Annotated in this window: 16 protein-coding genes, 2 tRNA genes and 1 pseudogene; 7 read left to right on the forward strand and 12 right to left on the reverse strand. The window is 61.6% G+C overall.

All coding sequences use genetic code 11. From position 1 onward, the window contains the following. Window positions 1-118 precede the first annotated feature (118 nt). The 6 genes from CRD15_RS07600 (at window position 119) to CRD15_RS07625 (ending at window position 5,494) form a co-directional block, all read left to right on the forward strand. A complete protein-coding gene (locus tag CRD15_RS07600; RefSeq protein WP_370546932.1) occupies window positions 119-1,147 on the forward strand; it encodes a PHB depolymerase family esterase in 1,029 nt (342 codons plus the stop codon). Window positions 1,148-1,852: 705 nt separating this feature from the next. Next, window positions 1,853-2,911 (forward strand): PHB depolymerase family esterase, encoded by a 1,059-nt coding sequence (locus CRD15_RS07605; protein WP_080720086.1) that lies wholly within the window; start codon window positions 1,853-1,855, stop codon window positions 2,909-2,911. Between the two features lie 57 nt (window positions 2,912-2,968). Then, entirely contained in the window at window positions 2,969-4,471 is a 1,503-nt protein-coding gene (gene gltX, locus CRD15_RS07610; protein ID WP_043011944.1) for a glutamate--tRNA ligase, read from the forward strand. A 244-nt stretch (window positions 4,472-4,715) separates the two neighbouring features. Further along, window positions 4,716-4,787: transfer RNA gene (locus tag CRD15_RS07615), tRNA-Gln, on the forward strand. Between the two features lies 1 nt (window position 4,788). Continuing rightward, window positions 4,789-4,861: transfer RNA gene (locus CRD15_RS07620), tRNA-Glu, on the forward strand. Between the two features lie 75 nt (window positions 4,862-4,936). Then, on the forward strand, window positions 4,937-5,494 hold the full coding sequence (locus CRD15_RS07625) for an LURP-one-related family protein (protein WP_187402256.1): 558 nt from the start codon (window positions 4,937-4,939) through the stop codon (window positions 5,492-5,494). Here the strand turns inward: CRD15_RS07625 and CRD15_RS07630 are convergent. After that, window positions 5,491-6,234 (reverse strand): hypothetical protein, encoded by a 744-nt coding sequence (locus CRD15_RS07630; RefSeq protein WP_051873835.1) that lies wholly within the window; start codon window positions 6,232-6,234, stop codon window positions 5,491-5,493. The genes CRD15_RS07625 and CRD15_RS07630 overlap by 4 nt on opposite strands. Window positions 6,235-6,258: 24 nt before the next feature. Beyond that, window positions 6,259-7,137: a hypothetical protein gene (locus tag CRD15_RS07635; RefSeq protein ID WP_187402257.1), complete on the reverse strand. Its 879-nt coding sequence runs from the start codon at window positions 7,135-7,137 to the stop codon at window positions 6,259-6,261. Window positions 7,138-7,225: 88 nt separating this feature from the next. Here CRD15_RS07635 and CRD15_RS10140 point away from each other — a divergent pair. After that, window positions 7,226-7,367 (forward strand): annotated as a pseudogene (locus tag CRD15_RS10140) (NAD(P)(+) transhydrogenase (Re/Si-specific) subunit beta); the annotation flags it as partial. Between the two features lie 203 nt (window positions 7,368-7,570). Here CRD15_RS10140 and CRD15_RS07645 read toward each other — a convergent pair. From CRD15_RS07645 to CRD15_RS07690, 10 genes are all read right to left on the reverse strand, one after another. Further along, complete coding sequence (locus CRD15_RS07645) at window positions 7,571-8,164, reverse strand: Type 1 glutamine amidotransferase-like domain-containing protein (RefSeq protein WP_043012166.1); 594 nt, start codon at window positions 8,162-8,164, stop codon at window positions 7,571-7,573. Window positions 8,165-8,861: 697 nt separating this feature from the next. Then, on the reverse strand, window positions 8,862-11,372 hold the full coding sequence (locus CRD15_RS07650; protein ID WP_187402258.1) for an esterase-like activity of phytase family protein: 2,511 nt from the start codon (window positions 11,370-11,372) through the stop codon (window positions 8,862-8,864). Between the two features lie 149 nt (window positions 11,373-11,521). Beyond that, complete coding sequence (locus CRD15_RS07655; RefSeq protein ID WP_034970781.1) at window positions 11,522-12,214, reverse strand: response regulator; 693 nt, start codon at window positions 12,212-12,214, stop codon at window positions 11,522-11,524. After that, window positions 12,211-14,907, reverse strand: coding sequence for a DUF4118 domain-containing protein (locus CRD15_RS07660; RefSeq protein ID WP_187402259.1), 2,697 nt, complete (start codon window positions 14,905-14,907; stop codon window positions 12,211-12,213). The genes CRD15_RS07655 and CRD15_RS07660 overlap by 4 nt, the downstream gene beginning before the upstream one ends. 141 nt (window positions 14,908-15,048) lie before the next feature. After that, window positions 15,049-15,642 (reverse strand): K(+)-transporting ATPase subunit C, encoded by a 594-nt coding sequence (gene kdpC / locus CRD15_RS07665; RefSeq protein WP_034979092.1) that lies wholly within the window; start codon window positions 15,640-15,642, stop codon window positions 15,049-15,051. Window positions 15,643-15,696: 54 nt separating this feature from the next. Further along, window positions 15,697-17,913, reverse strand: coding sequence for a potassium-transporting ATPase subunit KdpB (kdpB, locus tag CRD15_RS07670; protein ID WP_070551662.1), 2,217 nt, complete (start codon window positions 17,911-17,913; stop codon window positions 15,697-15,699). Then, window positions 17,910-19,562 (reverse strand): potassium-transporting ATPase subunit KdpA, encoded by a 1,653-nt coding sequence (gene kdpA, locus CRD15_RS07675; protein ID WP_187402260.1) that lies wholly within the window; start codon window positions 19,560-19,562, stop codon window positions 17,910-17,912. Before kdpA ends, kdpB begins: the two co-directional genes overlap by 4 nt. Beyond that, window positions 19,559-19,651: a K(+)-transporting ATPase subunit F gene (gene kdpF, locus CRD15_RS07680; protein WP_034992682.1), complete on the reverse strand. Its 93-nt coding sequence runs from the start codon at window positions 19,649-19,651 to the stop codon at window positions 19,559-19,561. The genes kdpA and kdpF overlap by 4 nt, the downstream gene beginning before the upstream one ends. Before the next feature lie 196 nt (window positions 19,652-19,847). Continuing rightward, window positions 19,848-22,226, reverse strand: a complete 2,379-nt coding sequence (gene malP / locus CRD15_RS07685) for a maltodextrin phosphorylase MalP (protein ID WP_187402261.1) — start codon at window positions 22,224-22,226, stop codon at window positions 19,848-19,850. Beyond that, window positions 22,141-23,430 carry a YihY/virulence factor BrkB family protein gene (locus CRD15_RS07690; protein WP_255463791.1) on the reverse strand — a complete coding sequence of 430 codons (1,290 nt, stop codon included), beginning with the start codon at window positions 23,428-23,430 and terminating at the stop codon, window positions 22,141-22,143. Before CRD15_RS07690 ends, malP begins: the two co-directional genes overlap by 86 nt. Between the last annotated feature and the right edge of the window lie 161 nt (window positions 23,431-23,591).

A 23,591-nucleotide genomic window follows, 5' to 3' on the forward strand; every position in this document is an offset into this window, starting at 1 on the left:
GGGGTCGGCGTGTTGTAGCACCCGTGAAGTAGTGGTTGCCTCTAGTGTTACGTTTGTGACTCATGTGACTTCTGTTAAAGGTGTTAAAACTGGGCGCGCTGCGCGCCTCGTTCTGCTCGTGGCTGTTTCCGTAGCGATGACGCTGGCGATGCTGGCTTCGATGCTGGTCGGCGGCGCGGGCGTTGCCCCCGCCCAGGCGGCTCCGGCGCCCAAGCCGGCACCAGCCCCCGCACCCGCTCCCGCTCCCAAGCTCGCGCCTAAACCTGCACCGGCCCCAGCGCCTGCGCCTAAACCAGCCCCCGCGCCAGCACTGAAGCCGGCACCGGCGGAGAAGTTGGCGTCCACAATAGATAGGGCGAAACCGGGGCGGCCAGAAAACATTGAGTTCCGGCGTCCAGACGGCAGCACCCGCAGTGCAATCGTGAGCGTGACCTCTAACTACGACCCGCACAGGCCCACACCGGTGCTGCTTGGGTTCGGTGGGCGCGACGATACCCCGGAGAACTACCGCAACTACTCGCGCTTCTCTAACACTGGCGCGGCCAACGAGGCGATCGTGGTTTACCCGCGTGGCATCGATAACGCATGGGAAGGCGCGCCCTACGCGACCAGCCGACGAGGCCAGGATGTGGACTTTGTGCGACAGATCGTCAACGAGCTGGGCAAGCGCTTCAACGTTGACAGAAACCGCATCTACGCTGCGGGAATGTCGAACGGTGGCGGGTTTGTGATGAACCTGGCGTGCCAGGCTCCCGACCTGGTGGCTGGCGTGGTGAGCGTTTCCGGAGCCTTCTACAACCCAGTTAATGAAGGCTGCGCGCCAGAATCGGTGCCGACTTTCGTGATCCACGGTCAGCGCGACGAGCTGACCCACTACGACGGAGGCACGCTGCACGATGCGCCGTACTTGCCCGCACCGCACCTGATCCATTCGCGTGCGCTGCGGAATGGATGTGCCCCACAGCCGGTGGTGGAGCAGAAGCCCAACAATGTCACCCAGTTTGGTTACCCGGGATGTCGCGATGAGGCCGTGTTCTGGCGGATCAACGACCAGGGGCACAACTGGCATTTTGCTCCGGATGTTGCCAATGAGGCGTGGAACTTCCTGGCGCGCCAGAACAAGGCACTGCCGGGGGCTGCTAGTTAGTTAGCTGCGCTGAGATATGTGGCTGACCAGCTGCTGCGCTGGGTATGGCTGACCAGCTGCTGTTGCTGAGTTTTTGGCTGACCAGCTGCTGTGCTGGGTATGGCTGACCAGCTGCTGTGCTGGGTATGGCTGACCAGCTGCTGTTGCTTATGTGACTATTGTGCCTGCTGGTGCTGATGTGTTTAGGATTCGCTCGTTGGCGCGGGTTGTGGGGGCAGCTGCCGGGGGCAAATGTCGCTAGAACGGGAATCTGTGAGACCTGCTGGGCACCTCGGAAATTTTGCAACGCTTTGACCTGCGCTTTTAGGTAAATGAAAACTGGAGTCGCTAACGGATTCCCGTTCTAACGACATTTAGGTGCTCATCGGCGCAGATACAAGTGCCCATCGGCGCAAAAGGCGACGACTAGTGAGGTGCAGGTGCCGTGAAGGTTCTTTGTAGGCGGGGTGAGGAGGTAGGGGTGAATGTGGCGGGGCGATGCTGTCGGAGGTTGTAGGCGAGGGGAGTAGTCAGGTGCCCTGAGGAAGGGGTGCTATGGCGAGTGAAATACGAGGGCTTCCTGGAAAGAGATGTAACTGATGGGGAAGATTATGCCTTATGAGTCACAGGAGGCTTGCTAAGGCTACACCCGCCTGAATGGTTTTTAAAGGGAAAGTGGGTAATTCCCGCCGCTAGGTGTATGTTTAAGCGGTGCAAAAATCCTTCATGCGTCTAAGTCTTAACGGCTCCGCGGCCCGCAGCGTGGCTCACTCCCACGCCGCCACCCACTCCCACGCCGCCACCCACTCCACTGGTCGTACCCACGCCGGTCGCTTCCGCAAGCTCACTCTTTCCCTCGCGGTAGCTCTCGGCCTCGCCACCGGCACTCTAGCCGGCCCGGCGCTGGACACTGTCGCCGGCACCGAATCTGCCACTCCGCAGGCCAGCGCTGAAACTCCGAACAGCCTGATTGGCAAGCTCTCTGGCAGCCTCAGCGGCTTGGCTAGTGGCATGTCCCCGCGTCCGGCGAACAACTACCAGACCTTCAACGTCAACGGTAAGACCCGCACTGCCCTTGTCGACGTCCCAGCCAACTCGGGGAACCGCAAGAAACCGATCCTCTTTATGTTTGGCGGTCTTGGCCAATCGGCTGCAAGCGCAAAGGACATGTCTCGCTTCAACGCGATCGCTGGCCGCACCGCTATCGTCGTTCACCCGGAGGGTATCAGCCACGCATGGGAAGGCGCGCCGTATTCCAAGACTCGCCGCGGCGAGGATGTTGCCTTTGTCCGCACCATGGTCAAGACCCTCGCTAAGCGTTACAACGTCGACACTAAGCGTATCTACGCGGCTGGCATGTCCAACGGTGGCGGCATGGCGATGAACCTGGCCTGCCAGGCTCCTGATCTGGTCGCTGGTGTTGTGTCTGTTTCTGGTGCTTATTATGACGCCACCATGAACAACTGCAAAGGCCGCAACGTACCGACGATGCTGATCCACGGCACTCACGACAACGTAGTTCGCTACGGCGGCGGTGTCCGTCACGGCATGCACTACTACGGCGCTCGCGCTGCTTTCGACAATGCAGCACGCCGTAACTCCTGCAACATGGGGACTTTGCACGGAACTCAAGCCCACCCTCTGACTAGTGGCTACACCTACAGTGGCTGCCGAGCTTCGACCGTGTTGTGGCGCGCACACATGGGAGGCCACAACTGGAATGCCTACGCTCCGGACGCTCCGACGGCTGCATGGCACTTCCTGTCTCGCCAGCGTCACGCCTAGTCGCACCACCCCTAGCGACCGCGAAGCGCTGAACACGAAAAGGTACAGTTAGAGACCATGAGTGAAGTTAGCGAAGTTCGCGTTCGATTCTGCCCGTCGCCCACCGGCACCCCGCACGTCGGCATGGTCCGCACGGCACTGTTCAACTGGGCTTATGCTCGCCACACCGGCGGCAAGCTCGTGTTCCGCATCGAGGATACTGATGCGAAGCGGGACTCCGAAGAGTCCTACGAGGCTATCATCGATTCCCTGAAGTGGCTGAACCTCGGCTGGGACGAGGGCATCGAGGTCGGCGGCCCGCACGAGCCCTACCGCCAGTCCCAGCGCATGGACATCTACGCGGACGTCCTGGAGAAGCTGAAGGAATCCGGCGACGTGTACCCGGCCTACTCCACCAACGAGGAAGTCCAGGCCCGCCACAAGGCTGCTGGCCGGGACCCCCAGCTGGGCTACGACAACTACGACCGCGACCTCACTGAAGAGCAGATCGCGCAGTTCAAGGCGGAAGGCCGCGAGCCAGTCTGGCGCCTGCGCATGCCCGACGATCGCATCTACGAATGGCATGACCTGGTTCGCGGCGACATGAGCGTGGACGGCAAGACCGTCCCGGACTTCGTGGTTGCTCGCTCCAACGGCCAGCCGCTGTACACCCTCGTCAACCCGGTGGACGATGCTCTGATGGAGATCACGCACGTCCTGCGAGGTGAAGATCTGCTGCCATCCACACCGCGACAGATCGCACTCTACGAGGCGCTGGTACGGGTGGGCGTCGCTAAACAGGTACCTACATTCGGCCACCTACCGTTCGTGATGGGCGAGGGCAACAAGAAGCTTTCCAAGCGCGACCCGGAATCCAACCTGTTTAACCACCGCGACAACGGCATCATCCCCGAGGGCATGCTGAACTACCTGTCGCTGCTGGGCTGGTCGCTGTCCGCGGACGAGGATATCTTCACGATGCAGCAGCTCATTGACAACTTTGATGTGGCGGACGTGAAGCCGAACCCTGCGCGTTTCGACCAGAAGAAGCTGGAGGCCATCAACGCCGACCACATCCGCCTGCTCGAGCTGGGCGACTTCACCGAGCGTCTGCGCGCCTACCTGGAGGAGTACAAGGACTTCCCGGCGGACTACCCCGCAGACAAGTTCGCCTTCGCCGCGGAGCTGGTGCAGACGCGCATCAAGACGCTCTCGGACGCTGACGGTCTGCTGCGCTTCCTCATTACTTCTGACGCCGACTTGTCCCTGGATGAGAAGGCCGCGAAGAAGAACCTGAAGGAGGACGCGGTGGAGGTTCTCGAGGTTGCCATCGCGCAGCTGGAGGCCATCGCGGACGGGGAGTTCAAGACTGACGTCATCGAGAATGCGCTGCAGTCGAAGCTGATCGAGGAGATGGAGCTGAAGCCGCGCAAGGCCTACGGCGCTCTGCGTGTGGCCATCAGCGGTGCAGCTGTGTCCCCGCCGCTGTTTGAGTCCATGGAGCTGCTGGGCAAGGAGTCCACGCTTGCGCGACTGCGGGCAGCCCGCGAGCAGACGCCGTTCGCACCCGCGCAGCAGTAAGGGGCAGAAGGAGGCGCAGCAGTAGGCACAGTGGTAGGTGCAGCAGTAGGCACAGTAGCGCGTGCCGCTCTGCGGGAGGGGCGGCGCAGTGAGCGTACTATGACCAGAAAATGTGGCTTGAACAGCTGATTTGCTTGTAATTCGCTGTTCTGGTTATAGTATTCACCGTTGCGAACGAGGTTCGCAGTGTTCAACGACCTGGATATCCGGGGAGTAACGCTTGCGGGTTTTGTTCGACGAACGATGGCCTATGGTGTAATTGGCAACACTACGGTTTCTGGTACCGTCATTCTAGGTTCGAGTCCTGGTAGGCCAGCGCCCCGTTCGTCTAGCGGCCTAGGACGCCGGCCTCTCACGCCGGTAACACGGGTTCAAATCCCGTACGGGGTACAAATATTGAATACGACGACCTCCGGTCGGCTTCACTTCAGAAGCGGGCTGGAGGTTTTCTTTATCGTTGGTGGCGTGTTCACGTCGAATGAGTTGATTATCTCCCAATACCAGGCGATCGGTCGGGACGAGTTCACCATCACCGATCCGCAGGGCGTACAGCTCGGTACTGCGCGCCAGACGCGGAAGCTGGGCGATCTGTTCAAAGCTTCGCGCGGGGTAGAAGTCTTCGATGCCACAGGCACGCCTGTGCTTACGATCGAGGACCCGGTGAATTTCTTCTTCGACAGGTACGCCGTGCACCGAATCGACCCTGAGTCCGGCGAACACTCAGAGCTCGCGCACATCACGAAGCGGTTTGCGTGGTTCAACGCCAAATATGACGTAGATATTGCCGGTTATCCGCAGATTGAGGTCTACGGCGAGTCTTTCCAGCCCGACCACACGTTGTCGAGCCAGGGGCGCAATATCGCGCAGGTGAACGCGCAATCTCCTGGTTTAGGCAGGGCACTGATGGGCAAGACTGCGTACCGCATCATCATTGAACCGGGACTTGACGAGAACGTGCATGCTGCAGTTATCGGTATCGCTTTCGCACTGGATATGCGCAAGAAGAAGATGCGAGAGAGCTAAACGCGAATGCCCGCCCTGCCGTCGGACATAAGTGGCGCGCCGTCGGCATTACGCTTCACGGGGAAATCCTCCGGCAAGAAGAGGCCGCGCCCTTCCTTCAGCGCCAGCGAGCGCCACTTCGTCCCCTGAATCCAGAAGACCTGCGGAGAAACCTTGCCGACCTGCATGGGGTAGTACTGCTCCGTAACCGCGGCGAGCGCCATGATGTCATCCGCGGTGTTGTCCGGGCGGATCGCATGGATGAAGATCGTGCGCCCGCCGACGACAGACGCTACGTGGCCGTACCCGTGGTCAGGTAACTCCAGCATCTGCACCATCGTGGGGAATGCGCAGATCCATGCGGCTGCGAAGGGGAAATCGAACTCCAGCAGCTGTATGTCATACTGCGTTGCCGACGTAACACGGTGCAACTCGTTCAGCGACTTGTGGATCGTGTTGGATAGCGCCATGAAGAACAGCGGCATGGACCCATTAGTTGCGTCAACCCCGGGGAAGAACAACTCCGATGTTGGCTTGGCATCCATGTCGAAGCTGTCGGGGAGATCCTTATCCTCGATCGGGTTGAAGTGTCCGCCCTCCAGCGTTGCCAGCATGCGATGGACATTCGGAATCGGGGAGGGCTTAGCGTAGGTGACCTTCGACGCATCCTGCGGCAGTGGCGTGATGAAGGCGTAGATCTCCGCGCCGTTGGCGTTGGTGAGGGTGGATGATCCGTCGGGCTCAGTCGTGATTCGCAGCATGGTCACCGATCCTTTAATCCTGCTTTAAGCTCGCGTACCGGAATCGCCGCGGGATGTCACCGGCGCGCCGTCAGCATTGCGCTGAACAGGGAAGTTCTCCGGCGGGAAGAGGGATACGCCATCCTTGGCGGTGAGCACATCCCAGTGGTTATCGTGCACCCAGAACGTCAGCGGAGAGACGTTCACCGGGTGCTGGCGCAGCTCGTGGCGGGTCTGGGTCATCTGCTGCATAATGTTGTCCGCCGGCTGGTTCGGCACCACAGGGTGAACCAGAACCGTGCTGCCACCGGGCATGGAGACCACGTGTCCGTGGCCATGGTCAGGAATCTTGGTGATCTGCAGGAAGCGATCGAACATGAGCGCGAGCGTCGCCCCGAATGGAAAGTCAGACTTAACCTGGAAGAAGACATCGCCAGCGCTGGCAATCTTCAACGTTTCGAGAGACTTACGCTCTGTGGCTCCGGAAGCGACTGCCCAAAAGGTGTAGTTGGTGGCGGGCTGGTCTGTGCCCGGGAAGTTCGCGTCGCCCAGAACTGGCACGTCAAGGTCGAAGTCCTCCGGCAGATCAGCGTCGGAAAGTGGCTTGAAACCGGAATCTACGGTGGCGAGGAAGCGGTAGACGCCTGGCAGGATCTCCTTTGCGTATGAGTAGTTGCTGGTGTCTTGCGGGGCAGGGGAGATGATGCCGTACACCAGCTCGTCATTCGGGGCGGTTAAGGTCGCGTTACCGTCGCTGTCGTGCTGAAATTTCAAGTGGCCGTGCTGAGCTCCTGGCTGCTGCGCTGTTGGCTGCTGACCAGCAGCTTCCTGCGCTGTAGAATTCTGGGCCGCTGGCTGCTGAGCGGCTGATTCTTGTGGTGGGGTGGTGTTGTTTTTGTTCTTCTTGCCAAATAGTCCGAACATGGCAGCGAGAGTACGCAAGTTTTGGAAGCTCTGCGTGGCTTTGTTTTCGGAAACTCTGAATGGCTTTAATTGGCGCCGCCTCCACAGCGCCGAGGCCAAGGTGCCTTATGGCATTGTCCTTGAACTCGACGAGGTCAATGACGACTTCGGGGACATCGACGTGGTGCTGGTCATCGGCGCGAACGACACCGTCAACCTGATCGCCGAAGAGCCGGGTTCCGCCTGGGGCTTGCCAGAGCTCTGCCCGGGGAAGGGGGGATGTCCCAAATTCCACGTCTTAGAATATAACTATTCTGTTTCTGCAGGTCAGCGCGTTGCCAAATTTAGCTGCACACCCGCTACTTTCAATAACTCGAAGATTTGGGACATTCGCTTGGAATAGCAGGCGGGATTCGCCCGGACAACAGGCGGGATCCGCCTGGAAGCTGTGGCTCTAAATCAGCATTGAACCGCGGCTACTGACATGCAGCGCTTGCCCATCGCGGAGCAGTACCAGTTTCCAATCCTTGCCGTACTTTTCCACTGTTTGGCTGATGACCTCGATGGGGTACGGGCCAGTCGTGCCCTGGGCGTGGGGGACAATGACAAACTCCGTGAGATTGAGGCCCGAGCAATCCGTGAGCTGCGGAGCCACAGTCGGGTCGTCCATCACAGACGCCGGTTCGACGGAGGGGCCAGCAATAATTGCGCCTGCCGAACTCCCTGCATAGGGCTTTCCGCTCCGAACGGCGTCAACCAGCAATTCGTCAGCCCCAGTGGACTTCAATCCGTAGAGCAGGCGGAAAGATTCGCCTCCGGCCACGTAGATGCAGTCCGCAGCGTCCAGTTCATTGCGGAAAGCAGCAGGGCTTGTCTCAGCTACCGTGATGGGAACCACCGCGTCGGCGACGTCCTTGATGGCATTGAGCTCTTCCTGTGCGAACGGAGCCTGCCGCATTGTGGAAGCGGCATCGTCGATGTAAAGAACTCTGCCGGACAAATAGTCGCCAATGTTGGGATGTAGATACGAAGCGAGAAGTAGGTTCATGGGCCTCAGCCTAGATCCTCACGCTTCGCTGCGATAGGGCTGCACTAGGGCTGCACTAGGACTGCACTGAGAGCCCCGGCCTGCCCAGTTGGCACCGCTGCCCGCCTGTTACTTCACCTTGCCCAGGCGTAGGAAGACGGTCTCGCCGGTGGCATCCTCCAGCGCGTCATTATCCGTCACCGCGTACATCTGGCCATCCGCCGCGATGGTGAAGCCTTCAAGCTGGTAAAGCGGTTTATTTGTACTCTCAGAAAGAGGTAATCAAGAGGTAATCGTAACACTTTTAAATGAAAAGGGGTGTCAAGAAGGGGTGGGTTCTAGTAAGTTTCACGGAGTTCGCACGGTAGATTTGGAAATGCTGCCGCCGTGGCTGCATTGCTTGCCTACTGGGGTTGGCAATGCAAGGGAAGCTGGTAAGTCGTCGGATGCACGTATAAAGAAACAAAGGATCAAAGTTGGAATCTGTAAGAAAGTTCTTGTTCAAGTGGGTTGTTGGGATCCTATTTCTGGTTGCGTACGTTGCATTCAGAAGTTTCATAGGGTGGGATGAGCAAATGGACTGGTCCAGATTCTCGGAACTTGCGGCTCTAGGAACGCTTGGACTCTTCCTCCTGACGGTTTATACAGGTAGAAAAGCGGATTAGTGCCAGGCTGTTGGGATAGCCCAGTACCGACTATCCCGACAGCGTACGGCTGTTTAATTCACCTTGCCCAGGCGTAGGAAGACGGTCTCGCCAGTGGCATCCTCCAGCGCGTCATTATCCGTCACTGCGTACATCTGGCCATCCGCCGCGATGGTGAAGCCTTCTAGCTTCTCCTGCGTCCAGCCGTTCGTCGCGCGCAGCCTCGGCAGCACGTCCACGGCCAGCTCCTTCTTCACCATCGGCAGCTCGCCACCGTTCGCGCCAGCAGCTGCACCCTCAGCGCCGCCCTCCGGCAACGTCACCTTCATTACGCGCTTGACCTTCGCATCCGGGCCGTTCAGCTTGTCGCGCTCGATCACCAGCAGGTGCTTGTCGTCCAGCGCGGTGATCTCCGACAGGCCCATCCAGTCGCCCTTGCCAGCGGGCTTCTCCAGCTCGTAGCCGAACCACTGCCACTTCTTGGTCTTCGTGTCGTACTTGCCGATGCGGGTGGTGTTCTCGCCTTCCTGCGCCTCGAGCTTCTTCGCCTCCGGGTCCTTCCACAGTGGTCGTTGCACGGCGACGTATAGCTGTTCCACGCCGTGGGCGTCCTTTGTGGAAGTGACGCCCTCTAGCCCCCACTTGCCGATGTGCTCAGCAACGTCGGCAGGTAGTTCGACCGTCGAGGTGATGTTGAGGTCCTTATCGGTGTGGAACAGGCGGTTATCCTTGCCCTTCTTGCCCTCGGAAGCAATCCAGAAGCCACCGTCGGCGGCTACGGAAATGCCCTCGATGTCCAGGCCCTCGGCCGGAGCACCGTCGCGCTTCACGGCGCGGCGTTCGGTAATCACGGCAGGCTGCTTGGAGGCGTCGATGGTGTACACCCAGCCGTTCGCGTAGGCGGAGTCAGAGGCCGCGTACAGGCGGTTGGCGTCCTTCGGATCGGCAGTAAGGGAACCCAGCGCGCCCCAGCCGATCGGTGCCTCGCCCTCGTCGGCGGAAACAATGGAGGGCTGAGAATCCTTGCCGCCCAGGCGGTATAGCGTCACCGCGCTGCGCACGGCGTTGTCTGGCTCGTCGACCTCGCTGGATACAGCGAGCATGTTCCGCTCCGGGATCGGCAGGATGCCCTCCGGGCCGTTGGTGGTGAACAGCATCTGCACGAACTGCGGGTTCGCCGGATCGTTGACGTTGTACACGGCCACGAAGTTGGAGCGCTCGGAGCCGACGAAGGCGTAGTTGGTGCCGTTCATCTTGGCAGTGGCGATGCCCTCGATCTCCACGCCCTTCTTCTTGGCGCGTTTGTTGTTGTGCAGGCCGTGGCGGATGGCCAGATTCTCCACGGAATTGCCGGCATCCCAGGTGACCTTGCCGCTGGTGTCGAAGACGGTCCAGCCGCGGGTGCCGCCCTTCCAGTCGCCCTCGTTGGCGGTGGCTAGGTGGTTGTCGTCGATCCACGCGATGGCGTCCGGCTCGCGCGGGGTGGCAGGCAGGGTGTCGGTGGGGTTGATGAGCTTGTCGGACCGGGTGTCCACCCCCTTGACCTCAGCGCTGCCTGCGCTAAAGACGTTGGTGATGCGGTTGGTCTGCAGGTCGATGATGGCCACGCCGTTGTTTTCCTGCAGAGTGACGGCCAGCTGGTTCTTGCCGTTGATGCTGACGTACTCCGGCTCCAGATCCTCCGGGGTATCCAGTCCGGCCTTCTGAACCACGTCCAGCAGCTTGCCGTTGTCGTCCTCAAAGCGGATCGGGGTGGCCTTCCAGTCTTTCGGCTCACCTGACAGGTCGATGGTTTGCACAAATCCGGTGGGTAGCTGCGGCAGGTTGCCGTCGTTGTGCTCCTCGTTGCGCTGGTTCTCCATGGCGATTGCAGCCTTTGGCTTGCCCGGCGCGCCAGCGGGGGAGATTGCGATGGAGTCCGGCTGGCCCTTTAGATCAATGGAAGAAACACGGGTGCGGTCGGAGATCCGCACGATGTCCACGCGGCCCTTCGGGTTGGCGAAGTCCCCGCCGGTTTCGTCGATAACCACCAGCAGGTAGTCGCCGTACACGGCTACGGAGGTCGGCTCGTCCTTGGCGTGCCCCTGCGCCTTTAGATCCAGGGTGCCCAGACCCTTCGGAGCGTTCGGGTCGCTGATGTCGATAAAGCCGATGCGCTGCGCCAGGGCGTCGGTGTGGATCAGCGTCTTGCCGTCCTTAGAAACCGTGGAGATTTCCGCCACCGTCTCCGCGGACTTGTCCGCGCCCTCCGGGCGGTTCTCGTATACCGGGAAGGTCGCGGTGCGCTCAAATGTGGACTGCGCGCCCGGGGTCTCCGGGGTGCCCGGCTTCGAAGAGCCTGCCAGCGAAGAGCCCTCCAGCGAGGAGCCCTCCAGTGAAGAGCCCAAGGAACCGGTCAGCGAAGACCCCGCCGAGGAACCGAAGCTGGAGGATCCCAGGGTGGATCCGACCGCGGTCTCGGAGCCAACGGTCGCGCTCGCTGCGGGTACCGCGGCGAAGGGAATCACCGCCAGGGCAAGGGAAATACCTGCAACCTTGCGCTGGGAGTGCCGGGAGACCGAGTTTTTGAAGTTGTTGAGCTGCATGAAGAGCCGCGCCTCTCTATGTGCGAATTATGAATAAAACCAGACACATATTTCCACCTCTTTTTTGCGCCAGGTTTAAGGCAACATGGCCACCAGGTGAACTCATTCGCGGTATTGGTTGACCCTTCGCCGGCGCCGGCGGTACCCCGTCACAGCACCAGGCGATAGCCAATGCCCGTCTCGGTCGTGAAGTACTGCGGGTTACTCGGATCGACCTCCAGCTTCGACCTCAACTGAGAGATATAGACCCGCAGGTAGTTCGTCTCCTTCTTGTAGGCCTGCCCCCACACCGCCTGCAGCAACTCGACCTTCGTCACCAGCGTTCCCCGGTGGCGGATCATGTGTTCGGCAATGCCCCATTCGCGCGGGGTCAGGTGCACGTCCTGCCCGTCGACGGTCACCCGCTGGTTCGGCAGATCAAACACCACGCGCCCGTCAGAGGTCTCCACCACGGGCTCCTCCGGAATCGGCGCGCCGGGCGCCCTTCGCAGCGCCGCGCGCAGCCGGGCCAGCAGCTCGCCGACAGAAAATGGCTTGGTCACGTAGTCGTCCGCACCCTCATCCAGTGCGTTGATCTTGCCCGACTCGTCGTGGCGTGCGGAAACCACCAGTACGGGAATATCCGTCCAATTTCGTAGCGCACGCAGCACTTCCAGGCCACTCAGATCGGGCAACCCCAGATCCAGCAGCACCGCCTGCGGGTGCCACTTCGAGGCCACCTGAATCGCCTTCGTCGCCGTCGTCGCCACCTGCACGTCGTAGCCACGCGCCCGCAGAGTCACCAGCACCGCGTTAGCCAGCGCCACGTCGTCTTCGACCATCAAAATCTTTTCGCCACTCATGGCGCTTCTCCTTGTACTTTCTTCTGGACGCCACGCTCTTCACCGTCTTCCAGTTCCCCCGTTGCCGTTGGCAGGGAAAGAACCAGGGTGGCGCCTCCACCTGGGGTGTTGCGGGCTTCGAGGGTTCCGTTCATGGCTTCGGCAAAGCCGTGGGCGACAGCCAAACCCAACCCCAGCCCGTTCTGGTTGGCCGACTGATCGCCGAGGCGCTGGAAGGGGGTGAACACGTCCGCTAGGTGCTCCGAGGGGAAGCCCGGACCGTGGTCGACAATTGCAAGCTCCACGGCGCCTGCTTCTGCGCCAGCCTGATCGTCGGCGCCCGCTGCAACCTGCTGAGCGTGCAGCTCGATCCGGGCATTCGGCGCGTAGGTGCGGGCATTAATCACAATGTTCGCGATGATGCGTTGCACTAGACCGGCATCGCCTAAGACAGGCGGAACGGTGGCGTCAATAAAAGAATCGACGTGTTGTGTAGCCTCGGGCAGCTCCGCCAAAACAGCTTCGACCACGGTGCTGTAGTGCACCTTGGCGCGGTGGACGGCGACGGTGTTGGAATTCACGCGGCTCATGTCCAGCAGGTTGCCGATGACGGTCTCCAGCCGATCGGTGCTGGACTCGATGGTTTCCATCAGCAGCGAGCGGGATTCCTCGTCCAACTCCATGTCGTCCATGTTCAGAGCACTAACCGCGGCTTTGATGCCGGCCAGGGGAGTGCGCAGGTCGTGGGATACGGCGGTGAGCAGCGCGGTGCCTACGCGGTTGCCGGCCTCCAGGGCGGCCGTCGCCCGGCGCATCGCATCGATCTCCTCGCGGTCGTAAATCGCGGTGATGCGGGCGCCGTGAGCTTCGATCATCGCATCCTCGGAAGGGGACAGATCCCGCCCGTCGAGGACGAAACGCATGCCATCACCAGCGCCGACATGCGACGGCGCTTTCTTGCTGGGCCAGGGCACCCCGATGCCACCTGGATCGGTGGTTTCCATCGTGACCCACTTCTTGCGTTCCTTCGAATACTGCTGCAGGTCCACCCGCTCCAGGCTGAAGGTTTCCCGCAGGCGCTCCAGCAGACTGCGGATGTCGTCGCCCTCGTCTAGCGCACCGCGGGCGAGGTCAGAGAGCACAACGGCCTGACCGAGGCGCCGGTTTGCGATGGCACGGCGCCTTTCTGCAATATCCACAACCACCGCCACCGCGGCAGAAATAACAAAGAACAGGGCAATCTGCACCAGGTTCGCCGGCTCGGTCACCGTGAGGGTGTGATAGGGGTGCGTAAAGAACCAGTTGGCCAAAACCGAGCCGATGATCACCGCCACGATAGCCGGGCCGAAGCCACCGGCCAGGGCGGCGAAAACCGCGATCGTCAGATACCCCAGAAGGATGGAGCCCAGGGCACCGTCTTCGCTGAAGAAGGGCAGCACGAGGAGCGTCAAGAGGATCGGCCCTGGCACTGCCAGCAACCAGCCGATCCAGCGGCGCGCGGGGCTGAGCTGTTTCGAGGTATCCAGCCCCGTCCTGCGATCCCGCGTGAGCCCCATGAACTGGATTGCCTTCCGCAGTACTCTCTGGGACATCTTCGTGGAACCGTTGTCCGAAGATGCGCTGGACGTAGAGACGATGTGCACGTCGATTCGCCCGGAACCGTCGATGATCTTGTGGGCAGTGGAGCTGAACAGTCGGCTCATGCGCGTGCCCAGGCCGATCACTAACTGCGAGGCGTTGACGGTCCTCGCGAACTCCAGCAAGGTATTGGCGATGTCGTCGCCTTCGATCACGCGCCACTGGCCGTCGAGGGATTCGGTGAGTTCCTGCAGGCGCCGTAGCCGTTGGGGGAGATCAACCCCCAGCGCTTCGTCGGCGCCGGAGACATACACCACGAGCATCTCACGCCCGGCCACGCGCTGGGTGATGCGAGCCCCGCGGCGGATCAGCGCCTCGGATACCTCATCGCCGCGTACGGCCACCACCACGCGCTCGCGGGTCGGCCAGTTCTCCTCAATCTTCTTGTCTTCGCGGTACTTCGCCAGCCCCTCGTCGACCTTGTCGGCCAGCCACAACAGACTCAACTCGCGCAAAGCCGTGAGGTTGCCAACCCGGAAGTAGTTATTCAGCGCGGTTTCGGCCTGCTGCTGGCGGTAGACCTCTCCGCGGGCCAGGCGGATGCGCAGCGCGTCGGGGGAAAGGTCCACCAGCTCGATCTCGTCGGCGTCCCGAAGAACCTGGTCCGGCACCGTCTCTAGCTGGCGCGTACCGGTGACGGCCGAGACCACGTCGTTGAGGGATTCCAGGTGCTGGATGTTCATCGTGGAGATGACGTCGATACCGGCATCAAGCAGCGCGTACACGTCGTGCCAGCGCTTGGCTGCCTCGGCCGGGCGGCTGCTATCCGCGTTGTGCTCGCCCACCACGGTGTGCGCCAACTCGTCGACCAGGATGATCTCCGGGTGCGTCTCGAGCGCCGCCTCCAGATCCAGCTCCTCGTAGTGGCCGCCGCGGTGGGGAACCGACTTGCGCGGGAGGATCGGCAGCCCCTCGGTGAGCTTCCGGGTGCGCTCGCGGCCGTGATCCTCCACGATGCCGATCAGCACGTCCCGCCCGCGGTCGTACAGGTCGTGCGCTTCGCTAAGCATGGCACACGTCTTGCCCACGCCAGGGGCGAAGCCGAGGTACACCTTCAGCGTGCCACGCTTAGTCATTGTTGTTGTTACTCCTGTTGTTTATCTTGCGCTGAAATTTTTGGACGCCACGCGTCCGGGCGCTAGTGCCTGTTTTACACCTTGAGGCCGACCGCGCCTGGGTTTTGCGGGCACGTGTCCGCGCCCGCTACAGCTCGCCTGTTACAGCTCGCTCAGCGCCTTGTTCAGCTTCACCACGTTCACCGGCGCACCGTCGGCACTACCGGTGTAGTTGCCCTCGGTGGCCTCCGATACCAGCTGCTCCACTTTCTGCTGGTCCAGGTTGCGCTCCTTCGCCACACGCGGAGCCTGCAGCTTCGCATAGGCGGTGGAGATGTGCGGATCCAAGCCGGAACCGGAGGACGTCACGGCGTCCACCGGAACCTCGTCGGGGGAGACCCCCTCGCGCTTGGCAACCTCGTCGCGCTTGGAGGCGATGGCCTCCTGATACTCCTTGCTGTAGGGGGACAGGTTTGTGGCGGAGGACGACATGGCGTCATAACCAGCATCCCCAGCAGCAGAAGGGCGAGGGTAGAAGAAGCCCGGCTTCGTGACTTCCTGGGCGATCAGGGAGGAACCGGCGGGCTGGCCCTCAGCATTGGTGATCATCGATCCGTCCGCCTTGGCGGGCATGATCCGTCCCACGCCGACCATGAACGCTGGGTAGATGATGCCCAGGATTAACGTCAGCAGGAAGAAAATGCGCACCGTGGTGGAGGCCAGACGCAAGCCGTTGTTAGATGTTGCGCGTGCCATTGTTCTCTTGTGTTTCCTTTCAAAAAAGGGCCGGTAAATGCCAGCCCAAGAGGGTTAGATCCCGAAGACTCCGGAGATAATCAGGTCGATGATCTTGATGCCGATGAACGGCACGATCACACCACCGAGGCCGAAGATGGTCAGGTTTCGCGAGAGCAGGGAGGCTGCGGAACCCGCGCGATACTTCACACCCTTCAAGGCCAGCGGGATCAGCGCGATAATGACTAGCGCGTTGAAGATCACGGCGGACAGGATCGCCGACTCGGGGGAGTGCAGGCGCATGATGTTCAGCGCGGACAGGCCCGGGAAGGCCACCACGAACATCGCGGGGATGATGGCGAAGTACTTCGCAATATCGTTGGCGATACTGAAGGTGGTCAGCGCACCGCGGGTGATCAGCAACTGCTTACCGATGGCCACGACGTCGATGAGCTTGGTCGGGTCGGAATCCAGATCCACCATGTTGCCGGCCTCCTTGGCCGCGGTGGTGCCGGTGTTCATCGCCACGCCCACGTCGGCCTGGGCCAGGGCGGGAGCGTCGTTGGTGCCGTCGCCAGTCATGGCCACGAGGCGGCCCTTGGCCTGTTCCTTGCGGATCAGCTCCAGTTTCTGCTCCGGGGTTGCCTCCGCGAGGACGTCGTCCACGCCCGCCTCGGCAGCGATGGCTTTCGCGGTCAGGGCGTTATCGCCGGTGACCATGACGGTGCGGATGCCCATTTTGCGTAGCTGCTCGAAGCGCTCTGTCATGCCCGGCTTGACTACGTCTTTGAGGTGGATGACGCCCAACACTCGGCCGGTGACGTCTTCACCCTGGGAGTCCAGGGCGATTTCTGCCACGACCAGTGCGGTGCCACCGCTGTTGGAGATGTCGTTGACGACGTCGGTGATGGACGGCGGGACGTCTCCGCCGAGGTTCGTCACGAGCTTCGCAACTTCGGAGGCTGCGCCCTTGACGATCTTGCGGTGCGCGGCCTGGTGGCCTGTGGACCACTCCGTGTGCTCTCCGGCGCCGGCGGGCAGCTGGATGCCACTCATACGGGTCTGCGCGGTGAAGGGGATGAACTCTGCGTTGCGGAAGGTCTCTTCCGGGATGGCCAGGCCGGACTGCTTCTCGGCGAGCTGCACGATGGAGCGGCCCTCCGGGGTCTCGTCGGCCAGGGAAGATAGCTGGCAGGCGTAGATGAGTTCTTCCTGGTTGATGCCCTCCATGGCGACGAACTCGCTGGCCTGGCGGTCACCGATGGTGATGGTGCCCGTCTTGTCCAGCAGCAGGGTGGCTACGTCACCCGCGGCCTCGACGGCGCGGCCGGACATGGCCAGGACGTTGTGCTGCACCAGGCGGTCCATGCCCGCGATGCCGATGGCGGACAGAAGCGCGCCGATGGTGGTGGGGATCAAACAGACAAGCAGAGCGACCAGCACCACGGGGGACTGCTCGGCACCGTTGAACGCAGCCATCGGGGCAAGAGCCAGCACCACGATCATGAAGATGATCGTCAGCACGATCAGCAGGGTGCCCAGTGCCAATTCGTTCGGGGTCTTCTTGCGCTCCGCGCCCTCGACCAGGCCGATCATGCGGTCCATAAAGGACTCGCCCGGCTTGCTGGTCACGCGGATAGCAATCGCATCAGAGAGCACGCGGGTACCACCCGTGACGGCGGAGCGGTCACCGCCAGATTCGCGGATGACGGGTGCGGATTCGCCGGTGACGGCGGACTCGTCCACGCTGGCGGCGCCCATGATGACGTCACCGTCGGCGGGGATCACGTTACCGGCGCTGACCAGCACGATATCGCCCGGCAGCAGGGACTCGCTGGAGACCTCCTCGGTGACTTCCTGCATGCCCGCGCCGGAGTTTTCCAGCGCCGGTGCCAGGTGGGGATCGTTCACGTCGGAACCGGTGAACTTCAGGGCGTTCGACTGGGTGCGGGTGGCACGCAGGGCGTCCGCCTGCGCCTTACCGCGACCCTCGGCCACAGATTCGGCAAGGGTGGCAAACAGAACGGTCAGCCACAGCCATACCGTGATGGACCAGGTGAACAGGGAAGGATGCGCGATCGCCAAAACAAAGGTGAATAGCGCGCCGACCTCCACCAGGAACATCACTGGCGTTTTGTACAGCAGGCGCGGATCCATCTTCTTTAGCGCCAGCGGCAGGGCCTGCTTCAACTGGGCTGCGGAAAAAGCGCCCTCGTTTTTCTTCTTGTCGTGCGTGGCCGGAGCCGTCGCACGCTTCGCTTCAGTGCGCGAAGGAGCATTTAGGGTTGTCATGACAGAGCCTCCGTCAACGGGCCGAGGACCAGGGTGGGCAGGAAGGTCAGCGCGCCAACGATGATGGCGATACCGACCATCACTCCCACGAACTGCGGGCGGTGGGTGGGTAGAGTACCGGCGTTTTCGGCAGCCGGCTTTTGCTTAGCGAAGTCTCCGGCCAGTGCCAGCGCGAAGACGATCGGCAGGAAGCGGCCCAGCAACATGCATAGACCCAGGGTGATGTTGAACCACGGGGTATCTGCACCGAAGCCGGCGAACGCGGAACCATTGTTGTTGGAGGCCGAGGTGTAGGCGTAGACAATGTCGCTGAAGCCGTGCGGACCGGCTGCGGATACCGAGTCGCGGGTATCGGGCAGCATGGCGGAAATACCCACACCGGCCAGCACCAACGTCGGCATGACCAGGATGTACAGGCTGACCTTCGTGATTTCGGAAACGCCGATGCGCTTGCCGAGGTACTCCGGGGTACGGCCGACCATCAGACCCGCGACGAACACGCTGAGCAGGGCGATCATGAGCATGCCGTACAGGCCGGTGCCCACGCCACCAGGGGAGATCTCGCCCAGCATCATGTCCAGGATCAGCATGCCGCCAGCCAGCGGGTGGTAACTGGAGTGGAAGGAGTCCACCGCGCCCGTCGACGTCATTGTCGTGGTGACGGCGAAGAAGGAGGAAGGCAGCACGCCCAGGCGGTACTCCTTACCTTCCATGCCACCGCCTTGGAAGGCAGCCAGGGAGGTTTCGCTGGACATCACGACTGCCAGGGAAGCGAAGTACAGCACGGCCATGGCGGCCAGAACTGCCCAACCCTGACGGGTGTCGTTCACCATCTTGCCGAAGGTACGGGTCAGGCTAACCGGGATCACCAGGATGAGGAAGATCTCCAACATGTTGGTCCATGCGTTCGGGTTCTCAAACGGGTGGGCGGAGTTGGCGTTGAAGTAGCCACCGCCGTTGGTTCCCAGCTCCTTGATGACTTCCTGCGAGGCCACTGCACCGCCCGGAATGGTTTGCTGGCCACCCGTGATCGTCTCCACAGTGGTCGGAGCGTGGAAGTTCTGGATCGCACCCTGGGAAATCAGCAGGATCGCACCGATGATTGCCATCGGCAGCAGGATGCGGAAGACCGCGCGGGTCAGGTCGACCCAGAAGTTGCCGATTTGGCCGTTGCCCATACGGTTGGCCAGGCCGCGGATCAGCGCGATGGCCACGGTGATGCCCACCGCGGCGGACACGAAGTTCTGCACTGCCAGGCCTGCCATCTGGGTCAGGATGGTCATGGCCGTCTCACCGGAGTAGGACTGCCAGTTGGTGTTAGTCGTGAAGGATACGGCGGTGTTCCACGCCTGGTCCCAGTGCACGGGCTCCTTGCCGTGGTTCAGGGGCAGCGCCTGTTGCACGCGCTGCAGCAGGTAAACGAACACGACACTGATGGCGGAAAACGCCAGCAGGCTTGCGCAGTAGCGAGTCCACTTTTGCTGGCCGTCGGGGTTTACGCCGATCAGGCGATAGAAGCCACGTTCGAAGGCATTGTGCTTCTTGGATGTGAACGTGGCGGCCATGTAGTTGCCCAGCGGCACGTAGAAGGCCGCGAGGGCAATGATGACCATGATGACAGGGATCCACCCTGTGATGGCCCCGCTCATGAGAACTTCTCCGGGTTCAACAGGGCAACCAACAGGTAGATGATGGCTAGGATCCCCAGGACCCCACCGACGATCAGTTCCCAGCTCATAGCTTGTCCACCGCCTTCAAGGCGGCACCCATTGCGCCGAACAGCGCGCAGGTTACTGCAACCATTAAAAAGTCATAAAGCATGTAGATATAACAACACCGGTGGTGCCCCGTGCTAATGACTCTTTACGGTTTCTTAACGCCCCTCTTTTACACCCTTTTTTGACGCCCCGACCTGCGCCGGTGCAGGTCGGGAACTATTTGTTAATCGGCGCGGGCTGCAGCTTCCACACTTCCGTGGCGTAGTCGCGGATCGTGCGGTCGGAGGAGAAACGCCCGGATTCGCAGATGTTCACCCACGCCTTCTGTGCCCAGCCCTGCGGGTCGGCCGCGTAGTCGGCGGCCATGCGGTCGCGTACGTCGCGGTAGTCCGCGAAGTCGCCCAGCACGTAGTAAGTGTCGGAGGCGCCCTCGCCGTAGCCGTGGATCAGCGACTGCTTCAGGTCGTAGAACCAGCCGGTGAAGTCGTCGTGCAGGGTGCCGTTATCCAGCGCGTCCAGGGCGCGCTTCAGGCCGGGCACGGATTCGTACAGCTCGTAGGGCTTGTAGTCTGCGCGCAGCTCGGGCAGTTCCTCCACGCGGGCGCCGAAGATGTAGGCGTTGTCCTCACCAACGGAATCCACGATCTCCACGTTCGCGCCATCCATGGTGCCCAGCGTCAGCGCGCCGTTCATCATGAACTTCATGTTGGAGGTGCCGGAGGCCTCCTTGCCCGCGGTAGAGATCTGCTCCGAGACATCGGAGGCCGGCAGGATGTGCTCGGCGGGGGAGACGTTGTAGTTCTCCACGAACACGACCTTCAGCAGCGGGGAAACCACCGGATCGTTGTTCACCAGGTCTGCGATTGCGTTGATCAGCTTGATGATGGCCTTTGCCCGCGTGTATCCCGGCGCGGCCTTCGCGCCGAAGATGACGGTGCGCGGCGGCAGGTCGCGCTGGTGATCCTCCTTGATGCGGAAGTACAGGTCCAGCACGTACAGGGCGTTCAGCAGCTGGCGCTTGTATTCGTGCAGGCGCTTGATCTGCACGTCGAAGATGGAGTTCGGGTCGATGACCACGCCCTGGCGCTCGGCGATCCACTCGGCGAAGTCGTGCTTGTTGGCGGCCTTGATCTCGCGGAGCTCCTGCATGACCGCCGGGTCGGAGGAGTAGCTGCGCAGTTCCTTGAGGTTGTCGAGGCTGGTGACCCAGGCGTCATCACCCGAAAGGCGAGTAAGCAGCGCAGACAGGCGCGGGTTAATCATCCGCAGCCAGCGGCGCGGCGTAACACCGTTGGTCTTGTTGTTGAACTTCTCCGGCCACAGCGCAAACCAATCGCCGAGGGTTTCGCGCTTGATGATCTCCGTGTGGAGTGCGGCCACGCCGTTGATGGAGTACGCGGCGTAGCAGGCGATCCACGCCATGTGCACCACACCGTGTTGGATGGGGGCCATTCTTTGGATGGTGACGCTATCCATTCCCTCCGCCGAGCGCTCGATGCGGAAGCGACGGTCGATCTCGGCGATGATTTCCCACACACGCCAGAACAGCTGCTGGAAGATCTGCTGGTCCCACTGCTCCAGGGCCTCGGTGAGGACAGTGTGGTTGGTGTAGGCGAAGGTATTGGAGACGATCTCCCAGGCTTCCTCCCAACCCATGCCGTGCTCGTCCATCAGCAGGCGCATGAGCTCCGGGATGGCCAGCACCGGGTGGGTATCGTTCAGCTGCACGGAGTGGAAGTCCGCGAAGTTCTTCAGATCCCCGTGGTGGGCCAGGTGGCTGCGGATCATTGCCTGCAGGGAGGCGGAAGTGAAGAAGTACTGCTGGCGCACGCGCAGCTTCTTGCCCTCGTAGGTCGTGTCGTTCGGGTAGAGCACGCGGCAGATGTCGCTGACACGCTCGCGCTCGATGATGGCATCGGTGAAGCGCTGGGAGTTGAAAGCGTCGTAGTCGAACTCTTCCCACGGCTCGGCCTTCCACAGGCGCAGGGTGCCCACGTTGCGGGTGCCGTAGCCGGTGATGGGCATGTCATAGGGGATCGCGCGGACCTTCATATCGTCGAAGTGCACGATCAGCTGGTCGGAGGCGCGGCGGATAGTAAAGGGGTATTCCTCTTCGCGCCACGGGTCCGGGCGCTCGACCTGGAAGCCGTTGTCGAAGGACTGGCGGAACAACCCGTAGCGGTAGAGGATGCCGTAGCCGGTGACGGGGTAATCCTGGGTGACGGCGGAATCCAGGAAGCAGGCGGCCAGGCGACCCAGGCCACCGTTGCCCAGGGCGGCATCGTTTTCGATTTCCAGCACGTCGGTGAGCTCGTGGCCGAGCTCCCGGGTGGCGGCCTGAGCCTCTTCCACCAGGCCGAGGTTGGTGAGGTTATTCAGTAGCGCGCGGCCCATGAGGAACTCTGCGGAGAAGTAGTGCTGCTGGCGGGTGGCGCTGTAGGTCTGGCGGGTGCGTTCCCAATCGTCGGCGATGCGTTCCTGGATGTTGCGGGACAGTCCCGTCCAGAACTTACGGGTGGAAGCGTGTTCGGGGCTGGTGCCGGCGGCGGCGCGGACGTGGCTGCCGACGGTGGTGGAGTTCAGTTCGTGGCTCATAGTTCCCGATTCTATGGTGCCTGCGGTGAACTCGCTGGTCGGGTGCGGGGCAGGGGGCTAGTGTTTTTTTGGACGCCGCTTCGTTTCGCAACTGCGAAGACTGTTCCTCAATGCTGTCGTGGAGATGGCTGAAGCTCTCTACCGCTGCGGAGGAGCGCGGCGGAACCTGGATGATTCGCTCGGATTCCATGCCGGCCTGGAGCTCGCGCGTGCGGGCGATCTCGGCATCCAGCTTCACGCCGAGGAGCAGCAGGGAGTTGCTTAAGACCAAGCCGAGGAGGCCGACGATGATGCCTCCCAGCGCGCCGTAGATACCGATGTAGCCGAAGTTGTTCAGATAGGCGCGTAGCAGCAGGCCGACGATAGTTATGCTGATCAGCGCGAATGTGGAGCCCACCGTTAGCCACCGCACGCGCCCGAAGCGCACGTTCGGGGCGACATGGTAGAGGATGGCGATGAGGATCGCCGACACGAAGAAGATCACTGGCCAGCGAAGGTACTGCCAGACCGGCAGGAAGTGCTCCAGGACGAAGGTGGTGAAGCCCTGTATCCTAAGCGGCTCGGCGACCTTGTCCAACAGCGGCCGGGCGATATCCTCCCGAAGAAAGTATGCGCCCGCGATGAAGACCAGTCCGATCACCAGAACAAGGGTGACTCCCCACATGGTCGTCCACCTCCTGATGAGGCCACGTCCTTCGCGCCGCCCGTACATTTCGTTGGACATACGGGAAAACGCGCGGAGGTACGCCGACGAGGAAAACAGGGCAAGCAGCACGCTGATCACCAGCATGACGATGGATTGCTCCGTAGAGCCGATGACCGTGGAGACGATGCTCTGCGCATTGTCTTGGAAGTTGGTGGGGATGTTTTTATCGATGAATTCGTCGGTGAGCTCCGTGACCTGGTTGCGGTTTTGGTCAAGGAACAGCGTGATGATCGCATAAAAGGCCAGCAAAGTCGGCAGTCCGGTGAGCAGTGTGAAGAAGCTCAGCGTGGCGCCTTTGTCTAGTAAAGCGTTGAAGAAAACTTCGAAGTAGAGACGCTTGGCGATGACCTTCCACGTTGAGGGTTCCAGCCAGCGGTGCTCCCGCACGACTTCCTCGTGGTACGCCTCAGAGGGCAGTGCCGGTGTGACCTGCCCTCCGAGGGTGGGAACGATGCGCTCATCTGAGGGGCGTTCGTTCTGGGGTTTTTCAACACTCATTAGCTACTGAAGATACCTGGTAGGTGGGAGTTTGTAGCGGTGCGGACTGGGGCGTCGAGAAAAGAAATCGAACAAGGGCGCGCGAAGGGGAGGGGGTGTCCGGGGGATTCTTATAGTCAAGAGTGTTCCCGGAAAATGCCGGGCAGACCGAACAGGAGATT

The organism is Corynebacterium sp. LK28, from assembly GCF_014335105.1.
Lineage (GTDB): Bacteria > Actinomycetota > Actinomycetes > Mycobacteriales > Mycobacteriaceae > Corynebacterium > Corynebacterium macclintockiae.

What these genes read in the sequence shown, in the direction of transcription:
- CRD15_RS07605 (WP_080720086.1), top strand. Translation starts at nt 1,853, where the DNA reads ATGCGTCTAAGTCTTAACGGCTCCGCGGCCCGCAGCGTGGCTCACTCC.
- gltX (WP_043011944.1), top strand. Translation starts at nt 2,969, where the DNA reads ATGAGTGAAGTTAGCGAAGTTCGCGTTCGATTCTGCCCGTCGCCCACC.
- CRD15_RS07630 (WP_051873835.1), bottom strand. Translation starts at nt 6,234, where the DNA reads ATGCTGCGAATCACGACTGAGCCCGACGGATCATCCACCCTCACCAAC.
- CRD15_RS07635 (WP_187402257.1), bottom strand. Translation starts at nt 7,137, where the DNA reads ATGTTCGGACTATTTGGCAAGAAGAACAAAAACAACACCACCCCACCA.
- CRD15_RS07645 (WP_043012166.1), bottom strand. Translation starts at nt 8,164, where the DNA reads ATGAACCTACTTCTCGCTTCGTATCTACATCCCAACATTGGCGACTAT.
- CRD15_RS07650 (WP_187402258.1), bottom strand. Translation starts at nt 11,372, where the DNA reads ATGCAGCTCAACAACTTCAAAAACTCGGTCTCCCGGCACTCCCAGCGC.
- CRD15_RS07655 (WP_034970781.1), bottom strand. Translation starts at nt 12,214, where the DNA reads ATGAGTGGCGAAAAGATTTTGATGGTCGAAGACGACGTGGCGCTGGCT.
- CRD15_RS07660 (WP_187402259.1), bottom strand. Translation starts at nt 14,907, where the DNA reads ATGACTAAGCGTGGCACGCTGAAGGTGTACCTCGGCTTCGCCCCTGGC.
- kdpC (WP_034979092.1), bottom strand. Translation starts at nt 15,642, where the DNA reads ATGGCACGCGCAACATCTAACAACGGCTTGCGTCTGGCCTCCACCACG.
- kdpB (WP_070551662.1), bottom strand. Translation starts at nt 17,913, where the DNA reads ATGACAACCCTAAATGCTCCTTCGCGCACTGAAGCGAAGCGTGCGACG.
- kdpA (WP_187402260.1), bottom strand. Translation starts at nt 19,562, where the DNA reads ATGAGCGGGGCCATCACAGGGTGGATCCCTGTCATCATGGTCATCATT.
- kdpF (WP_034992682.1), bottom strand. Translation starts at nt 19,651, where the DNA reads ATGAGCTGGGAACTGATCGTCGGTGGGGTCCTGGGGATCCTAGCCATC.
- malP (WP_187402261.1), bottom strand. Translation starts at nt 22,226, where the DNA reads ATGAGCCACGAACTGAACTCCACCACCGTCGGCAGCCACGTCCGCGCC.
- CRD15_RS07690 (WP_255463791.1), bottom strand. Translation starts at nt 23,430, where the DNA reads ATGAGTGTTGAAAAACCCCAGAACGAACGCCCCTCAGATGAGCGCATC.